This is a genomic window from Paenibacillus sp. FSL R7-0302 (genome assembly GCF_038006885.1).
Taxonomy (GTDB): Bacteria; Bacillota; Bacilli; order Paenibacillales; family Paenibacillaceae; genus Paenibacillus_AQ.
Map to the genome: position 1 here is coordinate 1 of NZ_JBBOWB010000004.1, position 22,790 is coordinate 22,790.

The following is a 22,790-nucleotide window of genomic DNA, read 5'->3' on the forward strand; positions in this document are numbered from 1 at the left end:
GTTTCGAGAACTGAGGAGCGCGACGAGCAGCTTTGAGGCCGTATTTCTTACGTTCTTAAATAACGCTTTTCGATTAGTTCCGATTTCCGCATATAATAGGTAGTTTTTCGTTTTTGATTTCGATTAATTCCGATTAGTTCAGATGCAAATATGGTCAGGATATGGTCACGGACTCAGGCTTAATAAGCGCCGTATGCATGTTGAGGCTATAAGGTAACGCTAACTTTTCCGTGTAATCTTAATACGTATAATTAATACGTTGACACGTACTAATTATACGTGTATAATGGAAGTATAAGGAGGGTTGAGATGAAGGCATACAGTTCAAGAGAAATCATAAAACTACTTGAAGAGGACGGATGGTTTGAAATCGGAGTAAACGGCAGTCATCATTACTTCAAGCATCCGACAAAGCTCGGTAAGATCACGGTGCCGCACCCACGAAAAAGCTTTCCTCCAAAGACTCAAGCAAGTATCCTTAAATCAGCAGGGTTGTAGGGGCGCAAGCCCCTCCCCTCAAGGAGGTTAAACCATAGATGAAAAAAGATGTATACCGCTTTTGGTCGCTGCTGGATGCGTCCGAAGATGGGGTATCTGTTCGCTTCCCCGATCTGCCTGGCTGCCTGACTGCCGGCGATACCGCCGAAGAAGCGCATGCTGCCGCAAGGGAAGCACTGGAAGGATTTTTGTATGTGATGGAACAAGACGGGGATTCTATTCCGGATCCGTCCACACTAGACGTAATTTTGAAGCAGGCGGAAGCTGGAGAAGCTGCTTTGGACGTAATGGTATGGATGCCTACTGTTCGGGCGGCCATGGAGTCCAGAGCTATCAAGAAGACACTGACCGTGCCTAAGTGGCTTAATGACGAAGCAGAGCGGCAGCACTTAAATTTCAGCCAAGTGCTACAAGAGGGACTGAAGCGGAGTCTTGGAATCGATAATCAGCGTGTGTAATCTGGTAATTACGCTGCTGCCTGGACGAGAAGAGTTTGAAGTGTAAACGAGAAAAAGCCCGCCTACCAGTTAAGGTAGACGGGCTTTTTCTATGTATGCTCTAAATTCAATCCGCTCCCGGACAAAGCGCGCACCAGCTATCTTAATCGATTCTGGTGTGTACCCCTCCACAATGCCGTAATAGTCCATCAGATGCCCGATTGGGTCCGGTTCCTCCCGGTACCATACAGACACCTTTGATTGTGCTAGGGCTACGATAAAGAAGTCCTGGTCGCTATTCAATACTTTGTATGTAGTACTCACACCATTCACTCCTAAGTAATAAAATACCCCGCCTTAATGACGGGGCACGATTATTTAATTCTAACTATTTTGTTTGCGCTTTTTAGTGGTCTACTGGATAGTGTTTCTGGCGAACAAAACTGCAGGATTTCATCTTCTTTAACGCCGGTCATAAATGAGATTTCAGAAATAGATACACCTAATTTTTCGTCTAAATACTTAATAGCTTGCTTAAGCATTTTTGGTGTTTCTTTAGGAATCTCATCATCGAATGGCTCAAATGTCCTCCAGCCTTTTCTGCTAGTTTGCTGGCGAAGATACAAGCAATATTCAGGAGTGAATAGCTCCAGTTTTTCAGCTCGGTATATAATCATTTGAACAGATACAAGCCAATGCTTTTTTAATATAAGCAAGTAATCTAATCCTAACGAAGAGAGATCTTTAGCTAATCCTGATTCCGGAAGTAGCAAACAGCTGGCTAAATAATTTGCTTCATACTCCATACGTTTTGCATTCTCTCTTTTTCCGTGTACCTTTTTGGAATATTTGAGGTGTAATATAATGTGGCCTAATTCATGCGCGATGTTGAAGCGCATTCTTACAGCCGACTTTATTTCACTGTTCAAGATAACATACGGAGTTCCATCCAGAACAACAGAGCAAGCATCAATTCCTTGATGATTCAAATTCAAATATACAATATGAACTCCTAATTTTTCACACATTGCAGTGATGTTGCTTATGGGGCCATCAGTTAAAGAAAACTGCGACCTAATCTTGTTGGCTAGTTTCTCGATTTCTTCTTCGCTCGTTGGAGCAAAGGCTTCTGAATCAACTGCCTTAGTTAAACTTAAATCAAAAACCGGCATATTAACTTTTTTGCGAACGGCCTTAATGACCATGTCTATAAGACCTATCTGTAATTCAGTCTGATCTTTATACTTTTTAGCAACGCTGGCTTTACTCCTGTAAACAAAGGCTTTATCATCAATGATCGTCTCTATATCTTTAGTGTAAAAGAAAGAAACTTCGAAATTAAGTATCCCTGCCAGCAGCCTTATCATGTCTATATTTGGATTTGATTTGTTTTTCTCATATTTAGAAATGGCCTGATGAGAGATCCCTGTCTTCTCCTCAAGTTCTTCCAAGGTGTAATTCCTAATTTTTCTCGCTTCCATTAGCTTCTTACCATTAAACTCGTTAAGAAGATTGTTGCTTATCATTTTCCTCCGCTCCCTCAGCAAACCGCTGGAAGTCCTCGAAATCAAAGTCATCAATCTCTTTTACTTGCGATACCGGGCGTGCTCCTTCAATAACCGTAATCTCATCAAGTAACGAAATGCGACCTTCAAGAATTCCCATGCTGTTTGGTATACCCAAACTAATAAACAATGGTGTCTCACTCTGATAACCATGGTTAACTTGAAAGTATTTTTGAACATTTTCTTCAACTACTAATGAATTATCCTCAATGTCAAAGTAACTCTGAACTGGCTTTACAAGCCTATCCCTACAGTAAGCTTTACGGCCACATTTATTTTTGCTTTTGACCTGATTAAAGTGCAGCAAAACGTTGTCATCGTATAATTCCGTAAATGAGTGTGAATGGTTGGAGTTATAGCCAGTCCGATACTTCAAAGGCAATTTTCCGCTTTTTGATGCTTGCATCATTAAAAACTCTACTGCCAGATTTTTAATTTCAGGCAGCAACTTATATCTACCTCTTAAACTTTTAAAAGCAGCAGTATTATTGAAAATCAATTCAGACCACTGGTAAGCATCGGTAATTTCTTTAGCCAATAATGCCCTGACGTTTAAAGGTATGTATTCCTCAATAACTTCTCTGGGGTCAGGGTTAATTACAAAGAACATGAGATTCACCTCGTTTTATGCTTTTGCAACTATTCTACAATAATGAACATTTTTTTGCAACCAAACAAAAACAAAAAAGCCCACCAGCCGAAGCCAGTAGGAAGAAGAACACTACTACGATATAGGAGTCTGTGCCTTAAGATATGCCACCTCGATTGCCGCCCGGATCTCCTCCGGCGTAATCTGGATACCCCGGCGGCCTAACTGCTGGCGACACCGGCGAAGAAGCACATGTAGTAGCGCGGGAACCCGCTACGAGCCGGTCGTGCATGGCTGGCCTTCACATATATTGTTCTTTGTAAAATACATAGATTGATTTTCCTAAATCTGCTAAAATGGTTGTGTTTATAACTATTTTTATGCGGAGGGAATATGAATAAATTTAAGTTTATATTAGCGTCTATTGTCGTTGCTCTAATCTTGGGTGGTTGTTCAAATGATAAAAAAGAGAATGCAACTCCGTCAACAACACCAGCAAGCACACAAGAATCAAAGACCGCAGACTATTGGACTGTGATTGATGGTGCTACATGGTCTGATGATTATGAAGGATTGAAGACAACTGTTAAAAAAATTGTAGTATCTAACGAGGTTCCGTTAGATGGAAATAAGAAACCTGCTGTAGGTGTGAGCTTTACTATCGAAAACACTACCAAAGATACATTTACAACCTATCCAGATCAAGCTGTATTAGTAACCTCAACTGGAGAACAAGTAGAAGCGGACATGCATCAAAGCGAGATTATAGGCGGAGAAATTTACGAAGGAGTTACTAAAAAAGGAGGCGTTATTTTTTTTCTTAAAGAAGGCCATGTCGAGGATATAAAGTGGATTACTTTAAAGTGGCTTACCCATAAAGGCGGGTCATCTGACATTACGCGAGATAATCAGAAAAATTATGATGTGAAAATAGAATTTTAAGCATTCCCCCGCCAGCATCAACCGGCGGGGCTTTTCATATTCGCAAACGCTTGGGAATTTCACCTTACTTCGGTTACCTGAGCCTTAAGATATGCCGCCTCAATAGCCGCCCGGATCTCCGCAGGCGTGACCTTGATGCCCCTGCGGCCTAGCTGCTGCGTTGCATACTCCAGAGCCTGGGCAAGCTTGACCTGATTCTCTTCGCTTTTGAACACCGTAGCAGCGTAGGCGTATGCCTCCCCGGCCACCTTGTGCAGCAGATCCCGCTGTTTGGCGTCCGTGTTGCTGTCAAAGTACGCTATTGCCTTAGCCCTCACTGCGCCAACAGCAGCCAGCAGGACGGCAGCCAGAGCGCCCACAACGGCGGTGACAATGGTCGTGACATACGGCTGTGCCGCCTCAACAATAGGTTGCATCTTACTTCGCCCCCTTGGTTGTGATGGTCGCCGTCTTCGTGATGTTATTAAAATCCACGGCTGCGCCCAGTGCCTTGCCTATCGCAACCAGCGGCACGTATACCCGCCCTTCGATCAATACACTCTCATCCCCTAGCCGGTTACCATTGACCACTGTCGCCGCTTTATCTACTCGCATATCGTTTGATTCCTCCTTCTTCTTTTTGAGTCCGGCAACTTCCGCAATCCCGGCCACAATAGCCGCCGCACATTTGCGCCGGTAGGCGTCCGATTTAAGCAGTGCCGCTTCATCCCTGTTGCTCATGAATCCGCACTCCACCAGGATAGACACGGCATTGGATTCCCGCAGCACATGGAAATTCTCCGCCTTGACTCCCCGATCATAAAGCCCTGTGGCCTTGACGAGCTGCCGCTGCACGGCCGTAGCTAACGCTACCGCAGACGCCGGGCGGGTAATATAGGTGAACGTCTCGATGCCCCGGGCTGCGCTCCAGCCGGACCCCATGGCGTTCGCGTGGATGGATACAAGCAGATCGGCCCCCCACTTGTTGGCGGCGTTGGTGCGCTCTTTGAGCGGGACGTCCCGGCTGCCGTTGTCAGCGTGAGTATACATCGTCTGCACCCCGTCATACTCCAGCAGGCCCGCCCGGACGTACCGGGCAGTCACGCTGTTAAAGCTAAACTCTCTCATACTGTCGTCTGGGCAGCGTTTGCCCGGCGTCTGCGGGCCGTGTCCGGCGTCAATGGCTATCTTCATGGCTTCTCTTCTCCCTCTTAGGCAGGGACACAAAGATGTCCTGTCCTTTGGTGTACATCAGCACCGTAAGCACCAGCAGCCCTACGGTGGTCCCGACCTGCGCCACGGCCCAGGCTGTAGATTTAAGCGCTGCATACACGCCCGCGCCGCCTGATGCCGAGGTGAAGCGAATCCAGAATGCTACGGCCATCTTTACCGTGTAGGCGCTCAGAAAAAAGAAGACCGCGAGCATGAACAGGCTCACCGTCTTCCGTTGGAATCGCTTGTGAAAGTACATGGACAGCGCGATAAACAGCAGCACTGCGCAAACCATAGATACGGAATAAGCGATCAGCAGCAAAATATCAATTCCCCCCATGGTAATGATCCCCCTTGTCATAAACCAGGAAGCGCGCGAACTTGTTCCGCTCGATTTCCTCCTGGATCTCCCTCGACATATTTTTGTATCGGGCAATAGCCAGACTCACCCGACCAGACGCCTGTTCCAGCTCCATCTCTTTTTCTCGGTGCTGGGGCGATAATCGTTTTAACCATCGACTAAACACGGTTATCCTCCCCTATCCTCATCACTGCCGTTATGGGCGGCATGATCTATTTTGAGACGCTGCAACACTTCAAGCGTGGGCGCCATGAAATCGGCCCGCTCTTTATCCAGAATCGCCTGCAGCCGGTCCCGGTCCTCCTCTGCACGGTCCAGCAGTTCACGCGGCACCAGTTTCCCGCGCCGGACGTCTCGGACAAAACCAAAGACGATAAAAACCAGTACCAGCGCCACGATATAGGCAAGGCCGTATTTGTCTGCGAGCGGCAGCAGTTTTTCTAGATTATTGACGCTAGTGCTATTCATTCCCCCGCTCCCCTCTCCAACATGAATAGCCCCCGGGGACCCGAGGGCAATAATAAAAACGCCTGTGCGGCGTTAATTTGTGCTGTGTTTTTTAATCAGGAATTGTCATAGAGACGACACTATTATATCCGTCGTATCCAAAAAGCACTCTCCCTTCTTTTACTCCATAGAGCGTGCTAGGGAACCCATTGATTGAGGTTACTTTGGGAGAATTCCCATGCAATCCTGTTACTTCTATACGATTAAACTCGCCAGAACCCCCTGTAAAGAAATAACCAGCAGCATAGAAGAAAGGTCCAGACGTATTATCAGAAACAAGATTCCAGTAGCTACTACCAGATCGGTAAATGTACGTATCATAATTACCATCTGAAGCTATGAAATTTTCACCAGCAACACAAAGGTAATCTGCAGGCCACCCTGATTGCTGATTAAAAACAGGACTAGTGTTATCCACCGCAAAGGTCTGCCCGAAATCTTCTGAGAAACATAGCTGGTTATTATCAGCAAATGCCCATACTAGGCCAGTGTAAGGGTCTAAACAAGGCTGACACGTAGAGAAATAGGAGGCTCCAAATAAAGTGGACCGTGTCCAGTTTATACCATCCTCTGAATAGCGAAGGTAAGTTTCTCCATTAGCTTCTACAACTGCTATGAATCTATTTCCTGCTCTTATGATTTTACCTATAAAATGCACATTGTATATTGATGGAAGTTGATTACGAGCTATTACTCTCCACGAGTCACCGTTGTTAGTACCCAGGTAGTATGCTGGATACTCAAGGTCACCGCTACCCTGACCCCAGTCATTGTAGGCTATTAGTATACTCCCTCTACCAACTACGTACTGTGGAGCTCTGTACGTATCTGTTTCGACAGGGAAATTGTTCTTGACAACTTGATCCCAAGAGTTTTCAGATTTCCCAAAAAAGATTATCTCTCCAGTAGCAGAATTGCCTGCTATGTGTCCATGTTCGGTAGTGTAGCCTCCAAAAACACGAGGATTGCTCCCAAGATAGCCCCTATCACGATTGGAGTCTCCCAAAATTCTATCTCTTGTTCCACTTACTAAACCGCGATCTGTCCCTATCGTCCTTCCTGAAAGGACATCTTCAGCAAGGGCTGTACCGTATTCCCCCCCTTCACCCTGTAAGATAAAATTTGTGCCATCATATACAACCGTATATACTCCATTCAGCGCAAGGGTAGCGGCGTTACCATTTGGCTTCTTGACGGGCTTGGCCCCAAGTCCGTTAGGATTAAGTGTTGGGTTAGCTCCGCTGGCTGCATGTGCCTTGAAGCTAAATTTCATCCCCGCAGCCAACGTAGGCGCAGGGGATAGCGTCACAGTATATGCCGTTGCTGTACCGGCGGTTGTTCCGTACCCGGTATTGTTATTCAGCAGCACCTTATCTGCGGCTGCCATCAAGCCCGCTGCGGCCGTGGTCGCAACTGATGTAGACGCCTTAGCATTCCACGCGGTACGCTCGGCTGCCGTGCTGTGCTTTGTTGTATCAGCCGCATGATCCTGCGCAGCCTTAACAGCAGTGTCCAAAATATCCATATTGCCGTTCAGGTCGTTAATATCTACAATGTCCGTTCCTTCAGGCTTCTTCAGTCCTAAATTTCCTGTGGTCTTCATGACTCTCGCTCCCTTCTCCGCATTAAAAGCCTCCGGGGATCCGAGGGCAAAATAAAAACGCCCTCTATTCGGCGCTTGTAATCTCTGATGCTTGTTCAGTTGTAATCTTTTGGCTTAATCTCGTATCTCGGTAACGTGGCATTCTAAGCAATCTGAACCACTTGGGAGAAGGTGTTAACGCCTAAGAAAAAAGAGCTTACGAAATTTTCCGGAATATCTGTTAGTTATTGGGGAATATGTGTTAGTTGGACTCATCTGCCGCCTGTGCCGCCTGCGCCACCTCTTGATCTTCTTGGGCCGCTCCATTCAGGAATCCGGCAAGTTGTTTAGCCTCTTCACCAAGGACAAACATCTGAGCCTGCACCTCCGTTAGTCTCGCGGCTGCCTGTCTGCGTGTTATTGTCGCGTTTTTTTGATTCATGTCGTTTTACCCCTCTCACAATCTAGTAATATTTTCATGCCCATTATACAAAATTATGGTTCTGTGAATCCCTATTGTAGTAAATTGTCGAAATTAGCCGGAACCCGGATTGCCCCCGTTCCATATTTCGACACCATCCACCAAGATGCGGTACAGCCGGACGCGCTTCCAGTACGCTATACCGCCGTTTACGCTGGCGTGTGCCCGTATGAAGTATGAACCGGAAGCGCCGATAATGTTAACGTTTAAGGTCCTGCGCGGCCCAAGGGTGCCGGTGTATGTCCGGTAATTGTATAAACCGCCACCACCCCACTGGTCCGTCGAGACAATGAAAATGGCATCACTTCGGATGTCCGCTGCCCCCTCCAAAGCAAAGTCAAAAGTAACCGTTGACTTTCCTGTAAGGTCAACCGCAACTGCCGTAACCGCCGCGCACTCCCCGCCGCCAGCTCCCGGGTTATAAGCATACAATTCCACATGGTCCGACTGTTTGGCGTAATACGAATTACTCCCGTAGGTTGCGCCCTGCAATACCCGGAACACAGAGGAATAGAACTGCCTCCATGTCCCGCCAACATTCACGAAAGCACTGTTAACGGATTTCCATACCCCGCCTACGTTTACGGAAGGTGTGGCGGCCTTCCAAGCGCCGCCCACGTTAATATTAAAAGGCATCGTCATTCCCTCCTTCAATCATGAGTATTGCAGCCAAATGTCGCCTTCAGAACCGCCAGAAGGCGCTGACATTGACTTGGTGACGTTTTTTGATGTGTATATTTCATTCCATTCCTGATATGCTCCCTGCCCTCCCAATTGCGGCGGGTTGCCCACACGAAACACCAAACGCGACGTGCTGTAGTGCGCCGCCAATTGCATAATGGTGTCGCCTCCGGCAGCCATCACGAACATTTGCCCATAGTCCATTGCTGACTTGCCTTGTGCGCTTGGGCTGTTGCTCATGTTTGCGCCCAAACGGAACAAGCCGCTTGTCGTCATTTCGTTGAAGTCGCTGCCGCTAAATGCTTGTTTCTTGACAAAAGAGTCGGCGTGAAGTCCGTCCAGCAAATCAGCGTTCAAGTTATCAACTAACGTCGTGCTTGTCACCGCTAACGGGGCTGATCCGGTGGAAGCCACGGAGACAAAGCGTGTAGCGTTGAGGAATCCCGAAGCGTCGCGGACTGCGGCCGTGTTTCCGCTCCCCCCGTTAGCGCTGGCGTGGAATCCATCTATCATGTCAGCGTTAAGATTGGCGACAAGAGTCGTAGAACTTATTACCAGTGGGGCAGTGCCGTTTCCTGAGGCCGCTTGAAGTTGGTACGACTTGAATACGCCGCTATCACTGAATATATACGAAGTATTTACAGCTAATGATGGTGCCGTGCCATTCGCTGCCGTGGACGGCGTTAAAACCAATGTTTGATCCGCTGGCCTGTACATTATCCAGCTTTTATAACCCGCTAACTTGGCTATAAATCCGTTACTAGCTGTTGACGAAACTGTTTGGAAAGAAGGACTTGCCGTGGTCTGGACATCTTGGTTCATATTGTATCCGTCCACCATATCTGCATTCAGATTCGTCACCGCTGTGGTACTGGTGACACCAAACGGCGCTGTCCCTTGGGCTGCGTTAGAAATGAACCGGCGTACCGTTATGTCTTGGTTGGCATCTTGCGCCACAATGGAGTTAGCCGCACTTCCTGTGGAGGCGTGAAATCCGTCAACAGTGTCTGCATTACCTCCACTTGCCGGCAAGCTCGAAGGAATATCGGATTTATTAGCCTTAGCATTCCATGCCGTGCGCTCTGCTGCCGTAATATGCCGGGTTGTATCGGAGGTATGATCCTGCACTGCCTTGACAGCAGTGTCCAAAATATCCATGTTTCCGTTTAGATCGTTGATATCTACAATATCCGCACCTTCAGGCTTTTTCAGCCCGAGGTTGCTTGTTGTTTTCATTACCTTCACTCCTATCCATACACTCTTAGTTCATTCCAGGTCTTGCTATTTGCACCACTCCAGGTTAGTGTTCGGAGTGAATCCCAGAAGGTGTACGTATATGCAAACTCATAGGCCAAGTGCGCCGGCTTAATCTCTTCAAGCAATTGAATAAGCCCGGCCATGTTGGGCGGGATGCCCAGAGTGCCGATAAAGCGGACAATGAACCGGTATTCGCCCGGCACCTCTTCCACCAATACATCACCGCCTGAAAATGCGGAGGCTGTTCGCTGAATCATCTGCGGGGTGGTGGTTCCAATTCCGCGTAGCTTGGCAGATATCAATTCCCGGCGAGTCGCCAGAGACTTCGCTGTGTCAACACTGAGACCCAATTCCTGCTCCCATCGTCCAAGGCTGTATGTTGCCGTTTCTACGGCATTCTGCGACCTGACTTCTTCTGCACGAATATTAAAAAAGGTGATCTCTTCAGACAAAATGTCAAGAAGCTGCCGGAGTTTCCCCGCTTTGTTGTACACATCGGGAAGCTGCTTGCTGATATCCGGGGCCAGTATTCCGCCGGGCTGATCCTCATCAGAAGTTCCAGAGTATAGCAAAGTACCATATTTGGATTCACTGTAGGCCACCTCTACACCCCCTTAAGCTGGTTCCAGGTAAGCGAACCTTTAGGCATAAAGTCCAAATATTGAAATACAGTTGCTGCCTCTGGGTGGCAGAAGAATATTTCACTAATGCCTATTCTCCTATTTCCATTAGCATCTGCTTGGCCAACCGAACTATCATAGATAGTTATCCGAAACTGCGTAAAAACACCTTGAAAGTTGGGATATAGGGGAATGAGCAATTCCTTTGAAGGTAAATCATTAACACTTTGATCTTTCAGAACGCGCCAGCCCGCGTTATTATAGCTATCGTAACCCTCTATTTTATATTTGGAAGGATACCAATACCTACATGTCCAGCCAAAAACGCCGCCCGTCTGTGTGTGTACGGCAGGAAGACCAGAAATGGTAATGACTGTTGGTGTTGAAGCAGGCACACCCAGCGTTGTATATGATGGCTCCAGTCTTCCATTAAACAAAGAGGGCAAATCGAACAAAGCCACACCAGTCTGAGTAAGTGTAATTTCACTGCGCTTCCCTGCATTGAGCAATATATTATACTCGTGTCCCACCATAGTATTAGATGTTGAGGGAAAGATACCATATATCCCCCCATTAGTTATCTGAGGGTATCTCTCATCATGTGTATGTGCTGATGGAGCATAGGTAGAAGGCTTTCCCGCCACACCTGCCCACGGGACACTATCAGCTATCGCAGCAAAATCCACCTTACCGTCATTGTTCGTGTCATAAATGCTTTTGAGCATATCGCCCGATGTCTGCGCAGCGACCAGCAGCACATTCCCCGCTGTGGAACCGATATACAGTTTGCTTGTGTCGGTGCAGTACCCCAGTTCTCCCACGGCCAGCGTGCCAATGGCGGATTCAAGGCCTCGCCGGATCTGTATTAACGCTTTTCTCGCCATATGACCCGCCCCCTAAAATGTTCCGCCGTCGATAGTGCTTACCGTGAGCTGGTTGCCATTCGCAGCATCGTAGATAATGCTCGAACCGTCTATATTGGCCTCTATACCTGTCGCATTGACCAGGATGCCCTTGCCCGGCTTTGCTGCTACGCTTGTTGCTCCTACGGTAATCCCGTTGCCAGCCCCAACGGTCAGCGTTACACTGTCCGCCTGCCCGCCGCCGGTTAAGCCGTTCCCGGCTGTAATCGTCTGCAGCGCTCCACCAGTCCGCACCCAGGCGCTCCCATTCCAGCTATAAATCTTCTGCTCATCATCCACATAGGCTGTCCAGCCGACAGCCGGAACGTAATAGGCCCAAGCCCCTGAAGCATATTCCGCAATCTGATTCGTTTTGCCCGCCCAGGCACCGGTTGCGCCAGAAGGGATGATATACCGGTCCGCCTCTGCCGGACTGGCTGGCGGAGCTGTAAGGTTCTGATCCTTCACGGAAGCCTGCGGTTCGATATTATGCTTCGCCAGCTCAATTTCGTTTTTAATTTTTTGAGCGGACCATAAATCTGTAATGGCTGTTCCGGTATCATTGATTAACCGGTGCTTGGTTGCATCATTGATATGCGTTGCGATTTCTGCCGCGGTCTTCGTATTCGTGCCGTCCGAAACCTTATTCGGATGCCCTGCGGTAATGTCCGCCTTAAGCACCTTGGCATAGGTTGCACCGTCAGCAACGTTATCAAGGGTACCGGTTAGATCCGCCAGTGAGAGAACATTGATGCGGACCCATGCGGAACCACTGTCAAAGTACAAATAGCCTGTATTGGTTCCGCTAGTGACATAATATAGGCGGCCCACCGATGCAGCCGCCGGGCGGGAGGCTTCGGGACCGGATAGCGCCCGACCAACCATGGAATTAGAGGTGCCATCTCCGATGTAAATTTCTTTTGTATCTGTACAGAAGCCCATCTCCCCGGCTTTCAGCACCCCATAAGTGGTCAACTCTGCCCGTGTACCGCGTTTAATTTGAATGGTTTGTGCCATCCTTACACCTCTCTCTCAAATGATCCGCCGTCAATGACCCCAGCCTCTTTATAACGCTCCACCTCGGTCTGCGTGGCTGTGATAGCAGTTTGCACAGCGTTAATATCGTCGGCTTCTACGGTGTCCCCTGGTGTCTCATAGGTCACAAACACTTCAGGCGTTGTCGAGAATATCTTAATTAGTCGCCGCCATGGTGTTGCATCGGGAAATGAAACACTGTAGTTACGTATTTCCTCACCTGTAAAGCGGGGGCCAGTGAACACGCGAATCGTCTTATTGTTAATATTGTCGTGCCGAAGCGGACCATCATAAGAACCGCCTTTTAATGCAATCCGCTCTTCGATAACATAATCGTATCCGGTTTGGCTTTTGTTCAGCTTCTCATTAAAAACATCGACACCATTTGGATAAGCCATCTTACACCCCCAAATTCACAGCACCGAGCAACGGCACCTCTTCATCAGCAAGCGCAATATTCGCACTGCTTCCGTTCAGGGTCAAGGCTGAATAGTCCAGTACGCCATCCGTGCCTAACAGCAGCGCACCGATCACGGCATGACTGACATATGACACTGCAAACGCCGCCTTTTGTCGCCATTCCTCAACCCTAGCGCGGAAATGGTCTATAACGTCTTGCAGCGAATACCCAGCAGCTAATACCACCGTTGCCGTGATGTTGATTGTCTTGGCGATGGCGGCAGCCACAGTGACCACCGCGCCTATAGGCGCTTGACCCTCACCGCGCCCCGGATCGGGGTCAATGTAATCCTGAACCTGCTGGACTAACCCCGCTGATGCAGGCAATTTATCGGCGTCTGCAATAACGACCTTGACCGTCTTCGGTCCGGCCCATAGCGGGAAGACCTTTGCCGCTCCCACGCCCGCGACTTCCCGGCTCCACCGCATATAGTCAGCTTTGTTGCCGCTCGTGCCGGGGTTTTGCCTGCGTTGCAGGACACGTTCTCTGAAAGCTGCATCTGTCTCCCTGTCTCGTCCGTCCTGGGTCTGCTGGGCATTAGTGACGGATACGACATCCGGATTAGGATTGACGACTACGGTTATAGTGCCGGCCGGCATATTGCCCTCTGCCCCCATCTCCACGGCCATAATCTCCACAGTTCCGGTTCCAGTAGAAGAAAGCTTGACCGTTTCCGTGGTTTCAAACCGAACGCCAGTTGCTGTAGCCACCAGGAACCCCGCAAGCAGTTCATAGTCCGGTGTGCCGGTTACGGTGATTACGCCGGAGGCGTATTCCTCGCTGTACACCGACAGCCCGTCATTGCCGCCCAGCTTGTAGAGATTGGCCCCGGTTGACGCATTGATGGACGCCGAATTGTACACATCTTCCAGGCGTTCGTCTGCCTTTCCTAGATGCCAAGCGAACAGCCGCAGAATCATCCCCATAGGCGACTTTTCGGATGTGTCCAGCTCTTGGCCGTACACCTCCTTGGCTTTATCCACGACATCATCCAATATTTCAGCATACCGCTGGCGCTTAAATCCCTGCTCATCCACCGATTTCCACCCCCTCTACTGTTATGACCTCGCCATTGACGCCCGTTGCGGTGAACGATACAACAAGCTGCCGGAGCTGACGGTTAAAATTGAACTCTATCGCGTTCACAGTCTGTATTCTCGGTTCCTGGAGCAGCCCGGACATAATTTCATCCTGCATCTCGTCACGGGAAACCCCCTTGCCTAAAAACTTTTGGTGATCGATGCCCAAATCAGGATTGAGAAACCATTCCCCCTTTTGCACACCCAAGATCAGCCTGCAGGATTGGGCGATTTCATCCGGGCCGGATATCATTAGAAGTTTCCCTGAAGCAACCTCAATATCACCGACATCATCAAGCTTTATAGTGAGCATGGCATTACCCCCACTATGACAGCATCATTTCGGCTGTGCCGCCTACCGGAGTCCGGCGCGGCTACTCGGCCGGTCAGAGTGTTTTTAATCTCAGCGTCCGCGCACACAACATATACGATGTCTCCCGGCTGCAGGGCGGGACGCATAACGGTTTCAAACTCCTGCGGTATTTTGCCGGTGCCGATGTCGATGTCTAATTTGAATTTGAACTTTTGCCCCGCTACCGGTACGGACATGATCTGTGCAGGATCACTGCCGGTTAGCTTCAGCAGCGGCTGCACGGAGGCGGTCAGCTTCGCAGAGTCAAAAGTGATTACCTTGCAAGGCAAAGCTACGTTGATGCCGTCCGCCTGCTTTGCTCCATGCCCGCCCATGATCCGGGCCAGTGCTCCCGCTGGGTCTGTCTTGCTCACATGATCGCCTCCACTTCAGTGATAAAATCACCAGTATTAGAAAACTTATGGCTGCCGCTCCGAACATGCAGCTTGCCGGACCACTCTCGGCAGGTTAGATTAATCACGGATGCCGTAGTAATCCGCCGCTGTAACTGCGCCTGGATTTTAAAGCCCTTGATGCCGTTATCCTCGAAATATTCCGGGCTACCAATCAACCCGGTCGCCGGAGACAACGCAAAGACCGCATCCGCGCCGCTACGTAGGTTGCGGACATACAATTTGCTTTGGTTGATATAGACCGATGTGCCGCAGTCCTTGCAGACCTCCGTAATGATGTCGGTGACCTTGCCCTTTGCTGTATAGCCATCCTGATATCGGTAATCCTGGTTTAGGGTCATTTGCGCCACCGGCAGGCCGATGTATCCGGCCATTTGCATAATGATGGCACTGGCAAGTGTCCCCTTCGCAAAAGCAATTTCGGTGACTTCCCGTTTACTCAGGTCCTCGCTGTCCAGGACATTAATGGTCGTGATCTTGTCCACGCCTTCCCAGCGCGTCCGCACCGCCGATATGCGTCCGTGTAAGATCAGGCCAATATCACCGGTATAGCCTGCATTGACCATCAGCACGCCGTTACGTTTGATATTGTTAATGGTGGTCTGCGCCAGATTCCACAGCCGTATCTCCGATTCATTGGGCAACGCATCCGCATCAAAAGGAACATTTCCCTCCATGCTGTATTTGCTCAATGCAAAAGACATATTGCCCGTCATGATCTCAGCTACACGGCCGAAATTTGTTTTAGCCATCGGAATCATCCTCTACAACCAGCAAATATAAAAAGACGCTCACGCCGAGCGTCTCCCAGGTTACAGCACTGCTATGCTCTGACAGATCAAACGGGAAGATAGGGATTTTAGGAAACCTATTATCCTGGACATCATAGAATAGCGTCTGACCATACACCAGCTTTTCCCCGTAGACCAAAACCTGCCCGTCTCGCTCAAGGTCCACAGTGAAAAAATCGTAATCAGCATTGTAGTGGATCTCAAACGTAAACACCTCGTCGGCAATGGAGAGGTCAAACCGATAGGGAATAAGGTCCTTTTCAATTTCAATGTACTCCATTCACTCGGATCACCTCACTTGTTCCACTTACTGCCGGGCTTAAATTTGACCTGTTGAACCTTGTCTTTATCCTTGTCCTTATCTTTGTCCTTATCCTTGCCCGTTCCCTTCCCTTTGTCTTTTCCAGCGTCTTGGCCTTTGGTCTGCTTGGTTCCGCTGTTGACGATAGTCGCAGCCTGGGCCTTAACCGGCGGCGGCAACGTATCGACATATGAGGCGGCAGCAACACGGATTTCGCGCAGCTCCATGCTGAATGTCATGCCGTCCGCAGTGGTATAATCAGTCGCCGTCGAAAAGTCCGTAATCACGCCCACGAAACCATTCCGACCTACATAACTGACAATCTGGCCTTTATCCTTGACCGATATGATATCTGCCCGCGTCTTCGCCGCCTTTGGCCCGGCAATAATTCCGGAAAGGGACAGGGTCCGGGCCTGGGCCTGTACATGGTCAATCAGGTTGATGCCCTTTTCAACCGGCTGCTCCGTGACCGTTACCGGAAAGCTGGGCGACTCGCTTTGAACGGTGATGTACATGCCATTAATTAGCGCCACTGATTTCCACCCCCATGATCCGGGATGCTGATTCTAAAAAGTCCTGCAGCTTTTGGTCTACAATACTGCCAATTTCCTGCGCTGTTTTAGCATCCGCATTGCCTTGAACTGTAATTGTGATGGAAGGAGCAGTAAAGTTAACTCTTTGATTATTGGTTGTACGAGCTGGTGCAGATTCCGGCGTATATGGATCAGAGTCACGGCTAACTTTTTCTTCAATGGGAGCAGGCATATGATCCGAAAAACTATTTGGCATTGTCCACTGTGGCATACGATCGTAATTGATTCGGGAGTATTCTTTGTTCTCCTTTGCAGTTAGGACACGCTCGCCTTTGTGCAGTTCAGATATATAGCCGTCAAATGGGACATAAGCTAAACCATTAGCGTTACTCCCGTCAACAACCCTACCTAATACAGCATCAGGCGTTTCCACTTCTGCGGTCGCAGTCGTCTTAAAGCTGAATGCGTTCTTAATTTTCTCTCCCAAACTCCTGACTTTTATCATAAGATTCTCTGCCATACTGCCAATGCCGTCAATAAGACTCTGAATAATGTCTTTACCCATTTGCATAAGATCGATGCCCTCAAAGAAACCTGTCACACTCTCCCACATATCCTTAACCGCCGTCAACATCTTCGTGCCAACACCCTTAATCCCGCTGATAATCTGCCCCCATATCCCGGTAATCTTGTTCCAGACCTTCGTCATGAGAGAATTGGTTGTATCAAACACCCGGTTCCAGGCTCCCTTAATCGCGTTCCAGACTCCCGACACCGCACCAGACACTGAACCGGTGATGCTGCTCCAGATCGACTTAATCTTGTTCCAGACAGCGGTGAAAATGGATGAAGTGACCTCTTTGACCTTGTTCCAGGCTCCGGTTACTGCATCCCAAACGGCAGACGCCCCGTCGGATACTGTCGTCTTAATCCAGTTCCAGGCAGATTTAAGCCAATTCCACACGGCTGTAAATACGGCTACGGTCACGGCCTTCACTTTATCCCAATGCTTGATGATGAGGCCCACAACCAGCCCCACAGGCCCGCCAATTACGGCCAACAGGACGAAGCCCCATTTCTTCAGGAAGGCTGTCACGGCGTTGAATGCAGTCATGAACGCTTTCGGAATCGTGACTTTGAAGAAATTCAAAGTTGCTGCGGTCGCTGTCTTAATCCCCGCCCACATCTTATCTATGAACGCACGGAACTTGTCTGAACGCTTGTAGGCTACTGTCAGCGCCACGCCTAGCCCCACCAAGGCCAGCACGATAAGAGCGATAGGGTTCATGCTTATGACCGCGTTGAACGCCGTCTGAACGGCTGTGAACGCTTTGGTGATGCCTGACCAAACCTTTGTAGCAATACCGGCAATCTTGGTCGCGGTTGTTACGGCAAATATGGCCGCTTTATAGGTCAGCAGCATGGCAGCTATACCGGATACAATAGGGATAAACCCTCCCCACTCCACAACCGCCTTGCCGACATCATACATCTTCGCAGCAATGTTCTGGATCTCCGGCCACAATGCCACCGCAGCCCCGAGCAACTTTGTCCCTACTAATTCGACTATCGGCTGCAGGCTGGTCCACAGCTCCTGTCCCTTGGTGACCAGCGTATTAAACGCATCCCCCGCCATCTGACCAAATTGCTGCAGGTAAGGCATTGCCGTCTGTATCCAGCCCCCGACCTTATCCACCACGGCAGATCCAAACTGCTGGAGATACGGCAGCGCCGCCTTTACCCAGCCCGCTACCGCGCCCAGCGCCTTTCCTAACCCGTTTCCGATGGCGTTCCCTACTGCTTCAATTTGTGGCTTGTGCTCGGATAGCCATTGACCAAATTGGTTGAAATACGGCAGCAGCTTTTGCCCTATCGGAATCAGGATGCCTACCTCGATCTGCCGGCCGAACATCTTCATGGCCTCGCCGGGCTTTTCAAACTTGATTTTATTCAACTCGTCCATAGTCTTCTTGCTTTTATCAAACGACTTGCCCGCCGCGCCCATGGCCGATATGACGTTGATTTCCAAGTCTTCAAACTGCGAACCCATCAGCGCGACACCGATATTATTTCTTGCAACTGGATCAGCTATATCCGATATCATGGAGACAATATCGCTAAATGCCTGTTTCGACTGCGGGCCGCCGCGTGCGAAGGTCTGCATCATGGCTTCTGCATTTAATCCTAATGCCGTAAACGCATCCATGGACGTCTTGCTGCCATCCTTGGAACGAATGTTGAACTCTTTAACAGCGTCGCCAACTTTGTCAACTTGAAAGACGCCTTCCTTTGAGCCAGCGGCGAAGACGTCAAACATTTCGTCTGCACTAAAGCCTAAGCTCTTGAATTGGTTCGCGTATTCATTTGCGGAGTCTACCAGCTCCCCGGATTTATCAAGCCCCCGCTGCGCACCCTGCGCTAGTAGGTTGTAAGCATCTTCCGATGTGATGCCGAACTGCTTCATCATGGTATCTACCGACTTGATTGATTCAGGGATTTCAAAACCAAACTGATCTCGCATCAGGATTGCATTCCTGGTGGTGTTCTCCAGCTCCGCCCCGGTCTGGCCGGTTACCTGCTGCACGTTTGCAATAGCTGCGCCCAGGTCGTTCCAATCTTCACCGAAGTTGTTGGCATACAAGTTCTTGGCAATCCCTCGGGTCGCTTCCATTTGTTCCGCCGTCGCTCCAGTAGCTCCCTCGACCTGCTTCATGGCCGTTTCGTAATTAGACGCTGCATTTATTCCGGCCGCAGCAATACCCACCATAGCCGCGCCTGCCGCCGCTCCCATGGCAACAACGCCTTTTGTCAGCTTGCTGATCTTTTTGTCTGCGCCGTCCAAGCCTTTACTATTGAACTTGAAGCCCACCGCATACATGAGTGATCCGATTATTCCGCCTGCCATATGCCCCCTCCTTCCTGAACAGAAAAAGACGCCCCGAAGGACGTCTATTTCTTGCTCTTATTCAGTTCTCTTTGCTGCTTAATATGAATGTCCAGGGCTGCATTCGCCTCAGCTACGTCTTCGTCGTCCATGATTAGCAGGTCGGAATAGGTAATTCCCATGTCCGAAAGCAGCAACCGCCACTGACTCCAGTTCTCTTCTGCGCGGCGCTTGGCTTCGGTTTTACTGATCCTCGGCATCGTCTTCCAGCTCGTCGGTATCCTGGCCGGTGATAAAAGCGAAGGCTTTACCTACAATCTCCGTCATTTCTCCGTAGGAATCGAAATCATCAAGCCGTACCTTCGGTTCTACAACGACATGTTGCAGCATTTCCTCCGCAAGCCGTTCATCAGATGGAATACCATGCTTGTTCTTTACCCGGTCCGTGATTTTGGTCACGTTGCGGACTCCTGGATGCTGCAAAGTGTATTCCTTGCCGGACTTGGTTGTGACCTTCTTTTGCTTAAAATTAGACAATTGAATTACCCCTCTCGGATTTTGATAATCCCAAACGCTTGGGATTTTAGTTCATGCTCAGGTCTAAGCATTGAAACTCATACGACTTATCGCCCGCTTCGCTACCATACTCCCGGTCCGCAGGCTTTTTGAGATATGCCTGTGTGGCGACGTTCGTTTCCTTCGGCGTCCCGGAAAACATGACGGAAACAGGAACCAGTTTGCCGCTGTTCGCAAGTCCATCCAAATAAGGAACCTGCGGGCTGGTCCGCTGCAGAGTGACGGTGATGGTTCCCAGGGGATTGTTCACCTTATTGCGGATTACATCCCCCTGAGCGCCTACCGCTGTCGTGTACTGCTCTTCATCCTTGGCCACCGTCACCAAATCCTCGCCGTATCCCGTTAAAAAGACGCCATCCACAATCGTGGTGACGTCCATCGAATCGTATGTTTTAACTTCTCCTGCCACTTGTACCGCCTCCTATGCAAATTTGATTGTGCCGCGAATGGCGGCCTTGTGAATCGCTCCAGCAATAACAAATTCAAACTGCCCATCTGGATAGTTCCGGGCGGCAACGTTGGCTGGATCAACCTGCGAGCGCGGCGGGAATGTCGTATTATACAACGGCACGCCATCATCATCCGCCGCAATCATGCCCTGCAAGTACGCCCGCTGTAGAACTGTCCGAACCGCGCTCTCGATCTGAGCAATGCCGCGATTGTCATACGGAATTTTGCTCAGGGCTGCTTGTGCCTGGTTGAACAGATCCTGAACAGCGTACTGGATCGAAAACACGATGAAGTCCTGACTGTGAATGAAGTCGATGAACTCCCCGCTGACCGCCCGGCCGTCGCTGGTGACGTTGGTTCCGGCCTTGGTGACATAGGTGTTAGCACCCAGCGCATGGATAGCATTAAGCTCTGTGGCGTCGATGTCCATTGGAGCAATGCCAACCAGTGTCCAGCCCTTCCATGTCACGCTGCCCACCGGCAGGCTGCCCACAGCGCCGACCCACGCCGCGTCAGGGTAGTTGTTGACGGTGGAATGATAGATTACCGCCGTGCGGTCATAGCCCTTTGCCTTGATGGTCGCTAGGTCCGCCTTGCTGCTGGTCCGGGCGACAAACTGCCGGGATTTATCTGCTTCCACCGCGTCGGCAATCAGGATTAGGTCTTCAACCGTTGTTGTAGTGGTGAGCAGAAAGTGCCAATCCTTTAGAAACAAGGTCGGCAGCAGATCCGCCAACGCTACCGGGCTTGCACCGGTCTTGCGGGAGATAATCGCTACCTCTGCAGGCGGATTTTTCTGTGCAAACAACGCAAATGCCGCTTTGTATTCCTCGGTGCTGGCCGGATAGTCCGCCCGCACTGCGTCGATATCCGCGTAATTCTTGAAGTCTTTACCTGCCGTGCTGCTGCCCAAAATCAGGGGCTTGCCGAATCCACCCAGGATAGGTGTCGGCTTAAGTACGGCAATCGTTACTGTAACATCACTAATGCTCAACATAATCACTCCTTTGTATTGGTGCTGTATCGATCCAGCCGGATAAATCAGAAATCACAAGATCCGTTGCCCGAAGCTCGACATCAAACCCCTGCCGCCGCTCCCATTCTTCGCCTATATTGATATCACGGTTCTGTATTTCCCCGATCTCGATCACAATCACATCCAGTGTGTCTTTCAGCAGATCCCGGCCTGTCGCCTTGAACCAGTCCCGCGCCCGCATGGCATTAACCATAGCGACGTCAGAATCATCGGCATAACAGTTAAAAGAGGCGGTAAAGGTCACTTCCTCCCGCCTCTGCTGCTGCCCGTTCTGCTGGGTTATGATGGGTTGCCCACCGGAAGACTCAAATCCACCGATAAAGCTGTAAGTCATGAAATCGCCGGGGGGAATATCACCGCCGCCGTTCATCTCGATCACCAGCCCGCCGGTTGCCTGCTCCAGTCCTTCAACAATAGAAACTCGAATATTCTCAAACGGGAGCATTGGCGACCACCTTTCTGAGCAGGTATTGATTGACGTCGCTATACTCCCGGTCCGGCGACTCCGCCACGGTGTACTGTACACCCAGGTACTCGATACGCTCCCCGGTGGCGTGTACGGCCGTTGTGTAAAGCATACGGTCCGTCTCGGTATAATCTCCGCCCTCTGTGGCGCGCAGGCGGGCGCTGACCGGCTGGATGCTCCCGCTCCGCTGCACACGCTCCGGCGGGGACGGCACCCATTTCCCCTTCACCCATGCGCCGCCACTGTCCCGCACCAGGGTATAAGGCCGGAAATACTTCCGGACGACGCCAGCAAACCTAAATTGTCTCATCAGCGCGGCCCCCTTCGTGCACGGGCAATGACGGACCATGACAACGCCTCTTTCAAGCGCAATTCCTCGGCCTGCAGCAGCTTACGCCCCTGCTTGTGGCTGGCATAGATAGCGCTGAGGGGTGGCTGCTTGATCCGTTCAAAGTTCGCGCGGGTCTTTTCAAGACCGGCCTCGCCAATCTCTTGATAAAGCTCCTGCGGCGTCTTACGGCCAAAGGCGATTTCAGTCACGCCCGCCTTAACAATTTTGTTGATGATGGGTCGGGACTTAATTTTCCCCGTTCGTATAAAGGAGCGCTCCGGGATGTGCTTCGGCGCGCTGCCAAACTCATGAACGATGCCGATTACCGCCAGTTCTTCGCTGCCTCGGATGCCGACTACCACCCGGTGTTCTGTGATAGCCTTCATTCGTTTAGTCAGCTTCTTCAAATTTTCCTCGCCTGTCACCTGCACCCGTACCCCGGTTGCCCGGCGTCTTGGTGTCGCCATAGT

The 22,790-nt window shown here is 50.0% G+C and carries 32 protein-coding genes; 3 read left to right on the forward strand and 29 right to left on the reverse strand.

Annotation, left to right across the window (positions count from 1 at the left end):
* The first annotated feature begins 309 nt into the window (after positions 1-309).
* Positions 310-498 (forward strand): type II toxin-antitoxin system HicA family toxin, encoded by a 189-nt coding sequence (locus tag MKY96_RS33460; protein ID WP_340947176.1) that lies wholly within the window; start codon positions 310-312, stop codon positions 496-498.
* Between the two features lie 38 nt (positions 499-536).
* Positions 537-956 carry a type II toxin-antitoxin system HicB family antitoxin gene (locus MKY96_RS33465; protein WP_340947178.1) on the forward strand — a complete coding sequence of 140 codons (420 nt, stop codon included), beginning with the start codon at positions 537-539 and terminating at the stop codon, positions 954-956.
* A gap of 69 nt (positions 957-1,025) precedes the next feature.
* Here the strand turns inward: MKY96_RS33465 and MKY96_RS33470 are convergent, their stop codons facing one another.
* From MKY96_RS33470 to MKY96_RS33480, 3 genes are read right to left on the reverse strand one after another with little or no spacing between them, the layout of a single operon-like run.
* The gene (locus tag MKY96_RS33470; RefSeq protein ID WP_340947179.1) at positions 1,026-1,259 is read right to left on the reverse strand and encodes a hypothetical protein; all 234 of its coding nucleotides are present in this window, start codon (positions 1,257-1,259) and stop codon (positions 1,026-1,028) included.
* Between the two features lie 50 nt (positions 1,260-1,309).
* A complete protein-coding gene (locus MKY96_RS33475; RefSeq protein ID WP_340947181.1) occupies positions 1,310-2,461 on the reverse strand; it encodes an XRE family transcriptional regulator in 1,152 nt (383 codons plus the stop codon).
* Positions 2,439-3,110 carry a hypothetical protein gene (locus MKY96_RS33480; protein ID WP_340947183.1) on the reverse strand — a complete coding sequence of 224 codons (672 nt, stop codon included), beginning with the start codon at positions 3,108-3,110 and terminating at the stop codon, positions 2,439-2,441. The genes MKY96_RS33475 and MKY96_RS33480 overlap by 23 nt, the downstream gene beginning before the upstream one ends.
* A gap of 372 nt (positions 3,111-3,482) precedes the next feature.
* On the opposite strand from MKY96_RS33480, the gene MKY96_RS33485 reads away from it, so the two are divergent.
* Positions 3,483-4,031, forward strand: a complete 549-nt coding sequence (locus MKY96_RS33485) for a hypothetical protein (protein WP_340947184.1) — start codon at positions 3,483-3,485, stop codon at positions 4,029-4,031.
* A 59-nt stretch (positions 4,032-4,090) separates the two neighbouring features.
* Here MKY96_RS33485 and MKY96_RS33490 read toward each other — a convergent pair whose 3' ends face one another.
* The 26 genes from MKY96_RS33490 to MKY96_RS33615 form a co-directional block, all read right to left on the reverse strand.
* Positions 4,091-4,447 carry a phage holin gene (locus MKY96_RS33490; protein WP_340947185.1) on the reverse strand — a complete coding sequence of 119 codons (357 nt, stop codon included), beginning with the start codon at positions 4,445-4,447 and terminating at the stop codon, positions 4,091-4,093.
* 1 nt (position 4,448) lies between these two features.
* Positions 4,449-5,204 (reverse strand): N-acetylmuramoyl-L-alanine amidase, encoded by a 756-nt coding sequence (locus tag MKY96_RS33495; protein WP_340947186.1) that lies wholly within the window; start codon positions 5,202-5,204, stop codon positions 4,449-4,451.
* Entirely contained in the window at positions 5,188-5,562 is a 375-nt protein-coding gene (locus MKY96_RS33500) for a hypothetical protein (protein WP_340947188.1), read from the reverse strand. Before MKY96_RS33500 ends, MKY96_RS33495 begins: the two co-directional genes overlap by 17 nt.
* A 189-nt stretch (positions 5,563-5,751) precedes the next feature.
* Positions 5,752-6,051: a hypothetical protein gene (locus MKY96_RS33505; RefSeq protein ID WP_340947189.1), complete on the reverse strand. Its 300-nt coding sequence runs from the start codon at positions 6,049-6,051 to the stop codon at positions 5,752-5,754.
* A 91-nt stretch (positions 6,052-6,142) separates the two neighbouring features.
* Entirely contained in the window at positions 6,143-7,693 is a 1,551-nt protein-coding gene (locus tag MKY96_RS33510; protein WP_340947191.1) for a hypothetical protein, read from the reverse strand.
* A gap of 241 nt (positions 7,694-7,934) precedes the next feature.
* Entirely contained in the window at positions 7,935-8,114 is a 180-nt protein-coding gene (locus MKY96_RS33515) for a hypothetical protein (RefSeq protein ID WP_340947192.1), read from the reverse strand.
* A 93-nt stretch (positions 8,115-8,207) separates the two neighbouring features.
* Positions 8,208-8,789 carry a hypothetical protein gene (locus MKY96_RS33520; protein ID WP_340947193.1) on the reverse strand — a complete coding sequence of 194 codons (582 nt, stop codon included), beginning with the start codon at positions 8,787-8,789 and terminating at the stop codon, positions 8,208-8,210.
* A gap of 18 nt (positions 8,790-8,807) precedes the next feature.
* Positions 8,808-10,070, reverse strand: coding sequence for a pyocin knob domain-containing protein (locus MKY96_RS33525; RefSeq protein ID WP_340947195.1), 1,263 nt, complete (start codon positions 10,068-10,070; stop codon positions 8,808-8,810).
* Between the two features lie 11 nt (positions 10,071-10,081).
* Complete coding sequence (locus tag MKY96_RS33530) at positions 10,082-10,693, reverse strand: putative phage tail protein (RefSeq protein WP_340947197.1); 612 nt, start codon at positions 10,691-10,693, stop codon at positions 10,082-10,084.
* Positions 10,694-10,695: 2 nt separating this feature from the next.
* Entirely contained in the window at positions 10,696-11,595 is a 900-nt protein-coding gene (locus MKY96_RS33535) for a hyaluronate lyase N-terminal domain-containing protein (RefSeq protein ID WP_340947198.1), read from the reverse strand.
* Positions 11,596-11,607: 12 nt separating this feature from the next.
* Entirely contained in the window at positions 11,608-12,630 is a 1,023-nt protein-coding gene (locus MKY96_RS33540) for a DUF2793 domain-containing protein (protein ID WP_340947199.1), read from the reverse strand.
* 2 nt (positions 12,631-12,632) lie between these two features.
* Positions 12,633-13,046 (reverse strand): phosphoglucomutase, encoded by a 414-nt coding sequence (locus tag MKY96_RS33545; protein WP_340947201.1) that lies wholly within the window; start codon positions 13,044-13,046, stop codon positions 12,633-12,635.
* 1 nt (position 13,047) lies between these two features.
* Positions 13,048-14,145 (reverse strand): baseplate J/gp47 family protein, encoded by a 1,098-nt coding sequence (locus MKY96_RS33550; protein WP_340947202.1) that lies wholly within the window; start codon positions 14,143-14,145, stop codon positions 13,048-13,050.
* Entirely contained in the window at positions 14,138-14,500 is a 363-nt protein-coding gene (locus tag MKY96_RS33555) for a DUF2634 domain-containing protein (RefSeq protein ID WP_340947204.1), read from the reverse strand. Before MKY96_RS33555 ends, MKY96_RS33550 begins: the two co-directional genes overlap by 8 nt.
* On the reverse strand, positions 14,488-14,913 hold the full coding sequence (locus tag MKY96_RS33560) for a Gp138 family membrane-puncturing spike protein (protein WP_340947206.1): 426 nt from the start codon (positions 14,911-14,913) through the stop codon (positions 14,488-14,490). Before MKY96_RS33560 ends, MKY96_RS33555 begins: the two co-directional genes overlap by 13 nt.
* On the reverse strand, positions 14,910-15,704 hold the full coding sequence (locus MKY96_RS33565; protein ID WP_340947207.1) for a phage protein: 795 nt from the start codon (positions 15,702-15,704) through the stop codon (positions 14,910-14,912). Before MKY96_RS33565 ends, MKY96_RS33560 begins: the two co-directional genes overlap by 4 nt.
* Positions 15,697-16,023 carry a phage baseplate plug family protein gene (locus MKY96_RS33570; protein WP_340947210.1) on the reverse strand — a complete coding sequence of 109 codons (327 nt, stop codon included), beginning with the start codon at positions 16,021-16,023 and terminating at the stop codon, positions 15,697-15,699. Before MKY96_RS33570 ends, MKY96_RS33565 begins: the two co-directional genes overlap by 8 nt.
* A 14-nt stretch (positions 16,024-16,037) precedes the next feature.
* On the reverse strand, positions 16,038-16,577 hold the full coding sequence (locus tag MKY96_RS33575; RefSeq protein WP_340947211.1) for a phage baseplate protein: 540 nt from the start codon (positions 16,575-16,577) through the stop codon (positions 16,038-16,040).
* Positions 16,564-19,482, reverse strand: coding sequence for a phage tail tape measure protein (locus MKY96_RS33580; RefSeq protein WP_340947212.1), 2,919 nt, complete (start codon positions 19,480-19,482; stop codon positions 16,564-16,566). The genes MKY96_RS33575 and MKY96_RS33580 overlap by 14 nt, the downstream gene beginning before the upstream one ends.
* 44 nt (positions 19,483-19,526) lie before the next feature.
* Positions 19,527-19,721: a hypothetical protein gene (locus MKY96_RS33585; RefSeq protein ID WP_340947213.1), complete on the reverse strand. Its 195-nt coding sequence runs from the start codon at positions 19,719-19,721 to the stop codon at positions 19,527-19,529.
* Positions 19,705-19,998, reverse strand: a complete 294-nt coding sequence (locus MKY96_RS33590) for a hypothetical protein (RefSeq protein ID WP_340947215.1) — start codon at positions 19,996-19,998, stop codon at positions 19,705-19,707. Before MKY96_RS33590 ends, MKY96_RS33585 begins: the two co-directional genes overlap by 17 nt.
* A 46-nt stretch (positions 19,999-20,044) precedes the next feature.
* Positions 20,045-20,446, reverse strand: coding sequence for a phage structural protein (locus MKY96_RS33595; RefSeq protein WP_340947217.1), 402 nt, complete (start codon positions 20,444-20,446; stop codon positions 20,045-20,047).
* Between the two features lie 12 nt (positions 20,447-20,458).
* The gene (locus MKY96_RS33600; RefSeq protein WP_340947218.1) at positions 20,459-21,484 is read right to left on the reverse strand and encodes a DUF3383 family protein; all 1,026 of its coding nucleotides are present in this window, start codon (positions 21,482-21,484) and stop codon (positions 20,459-20,461) included.
* Entirely contained in the window at positions 21,471-21,968 is a 498-nt protein-coding gene (locus MKY96_RS33605; RefSeq protein WP_340947221.1) for a phage neck terminator protein, read from the reverse strand. Before MKY96_RS33605 ends, MKY96_RS33600 begins: the two co-directional genes overlap by 14 nt.
* Entirely contained in the window at positions 21,955-22,299 is a 345-nt protein-coding gene (locus tag MKY96_RS33610; protein ID WP_340947222.1) for a hypothetical protein, read from the reverse strand. The genes MKY96_RS33605 and MKY96_RS33610 overlap by 14 nt, the downstream gene beginning before the upstream one ends.
* Positions 22,299-22,787 (reverse strand): hypothetical protein, encoded by a 489-nt coding sequence (locus MKY96_RS33615; RefSeq protein WP_340947224.1) that lies wholly within the window; start codon positions 22,785-22,787, stop codon positions 22,299-22,301. The genes MKY96_RS33610 and MKY96_RS33615 overlap by 1 nt, the downstream gene beginning before the upstream one ends.
* Positions 22,788-22,790: the final 3 nt, after the last annotated feature.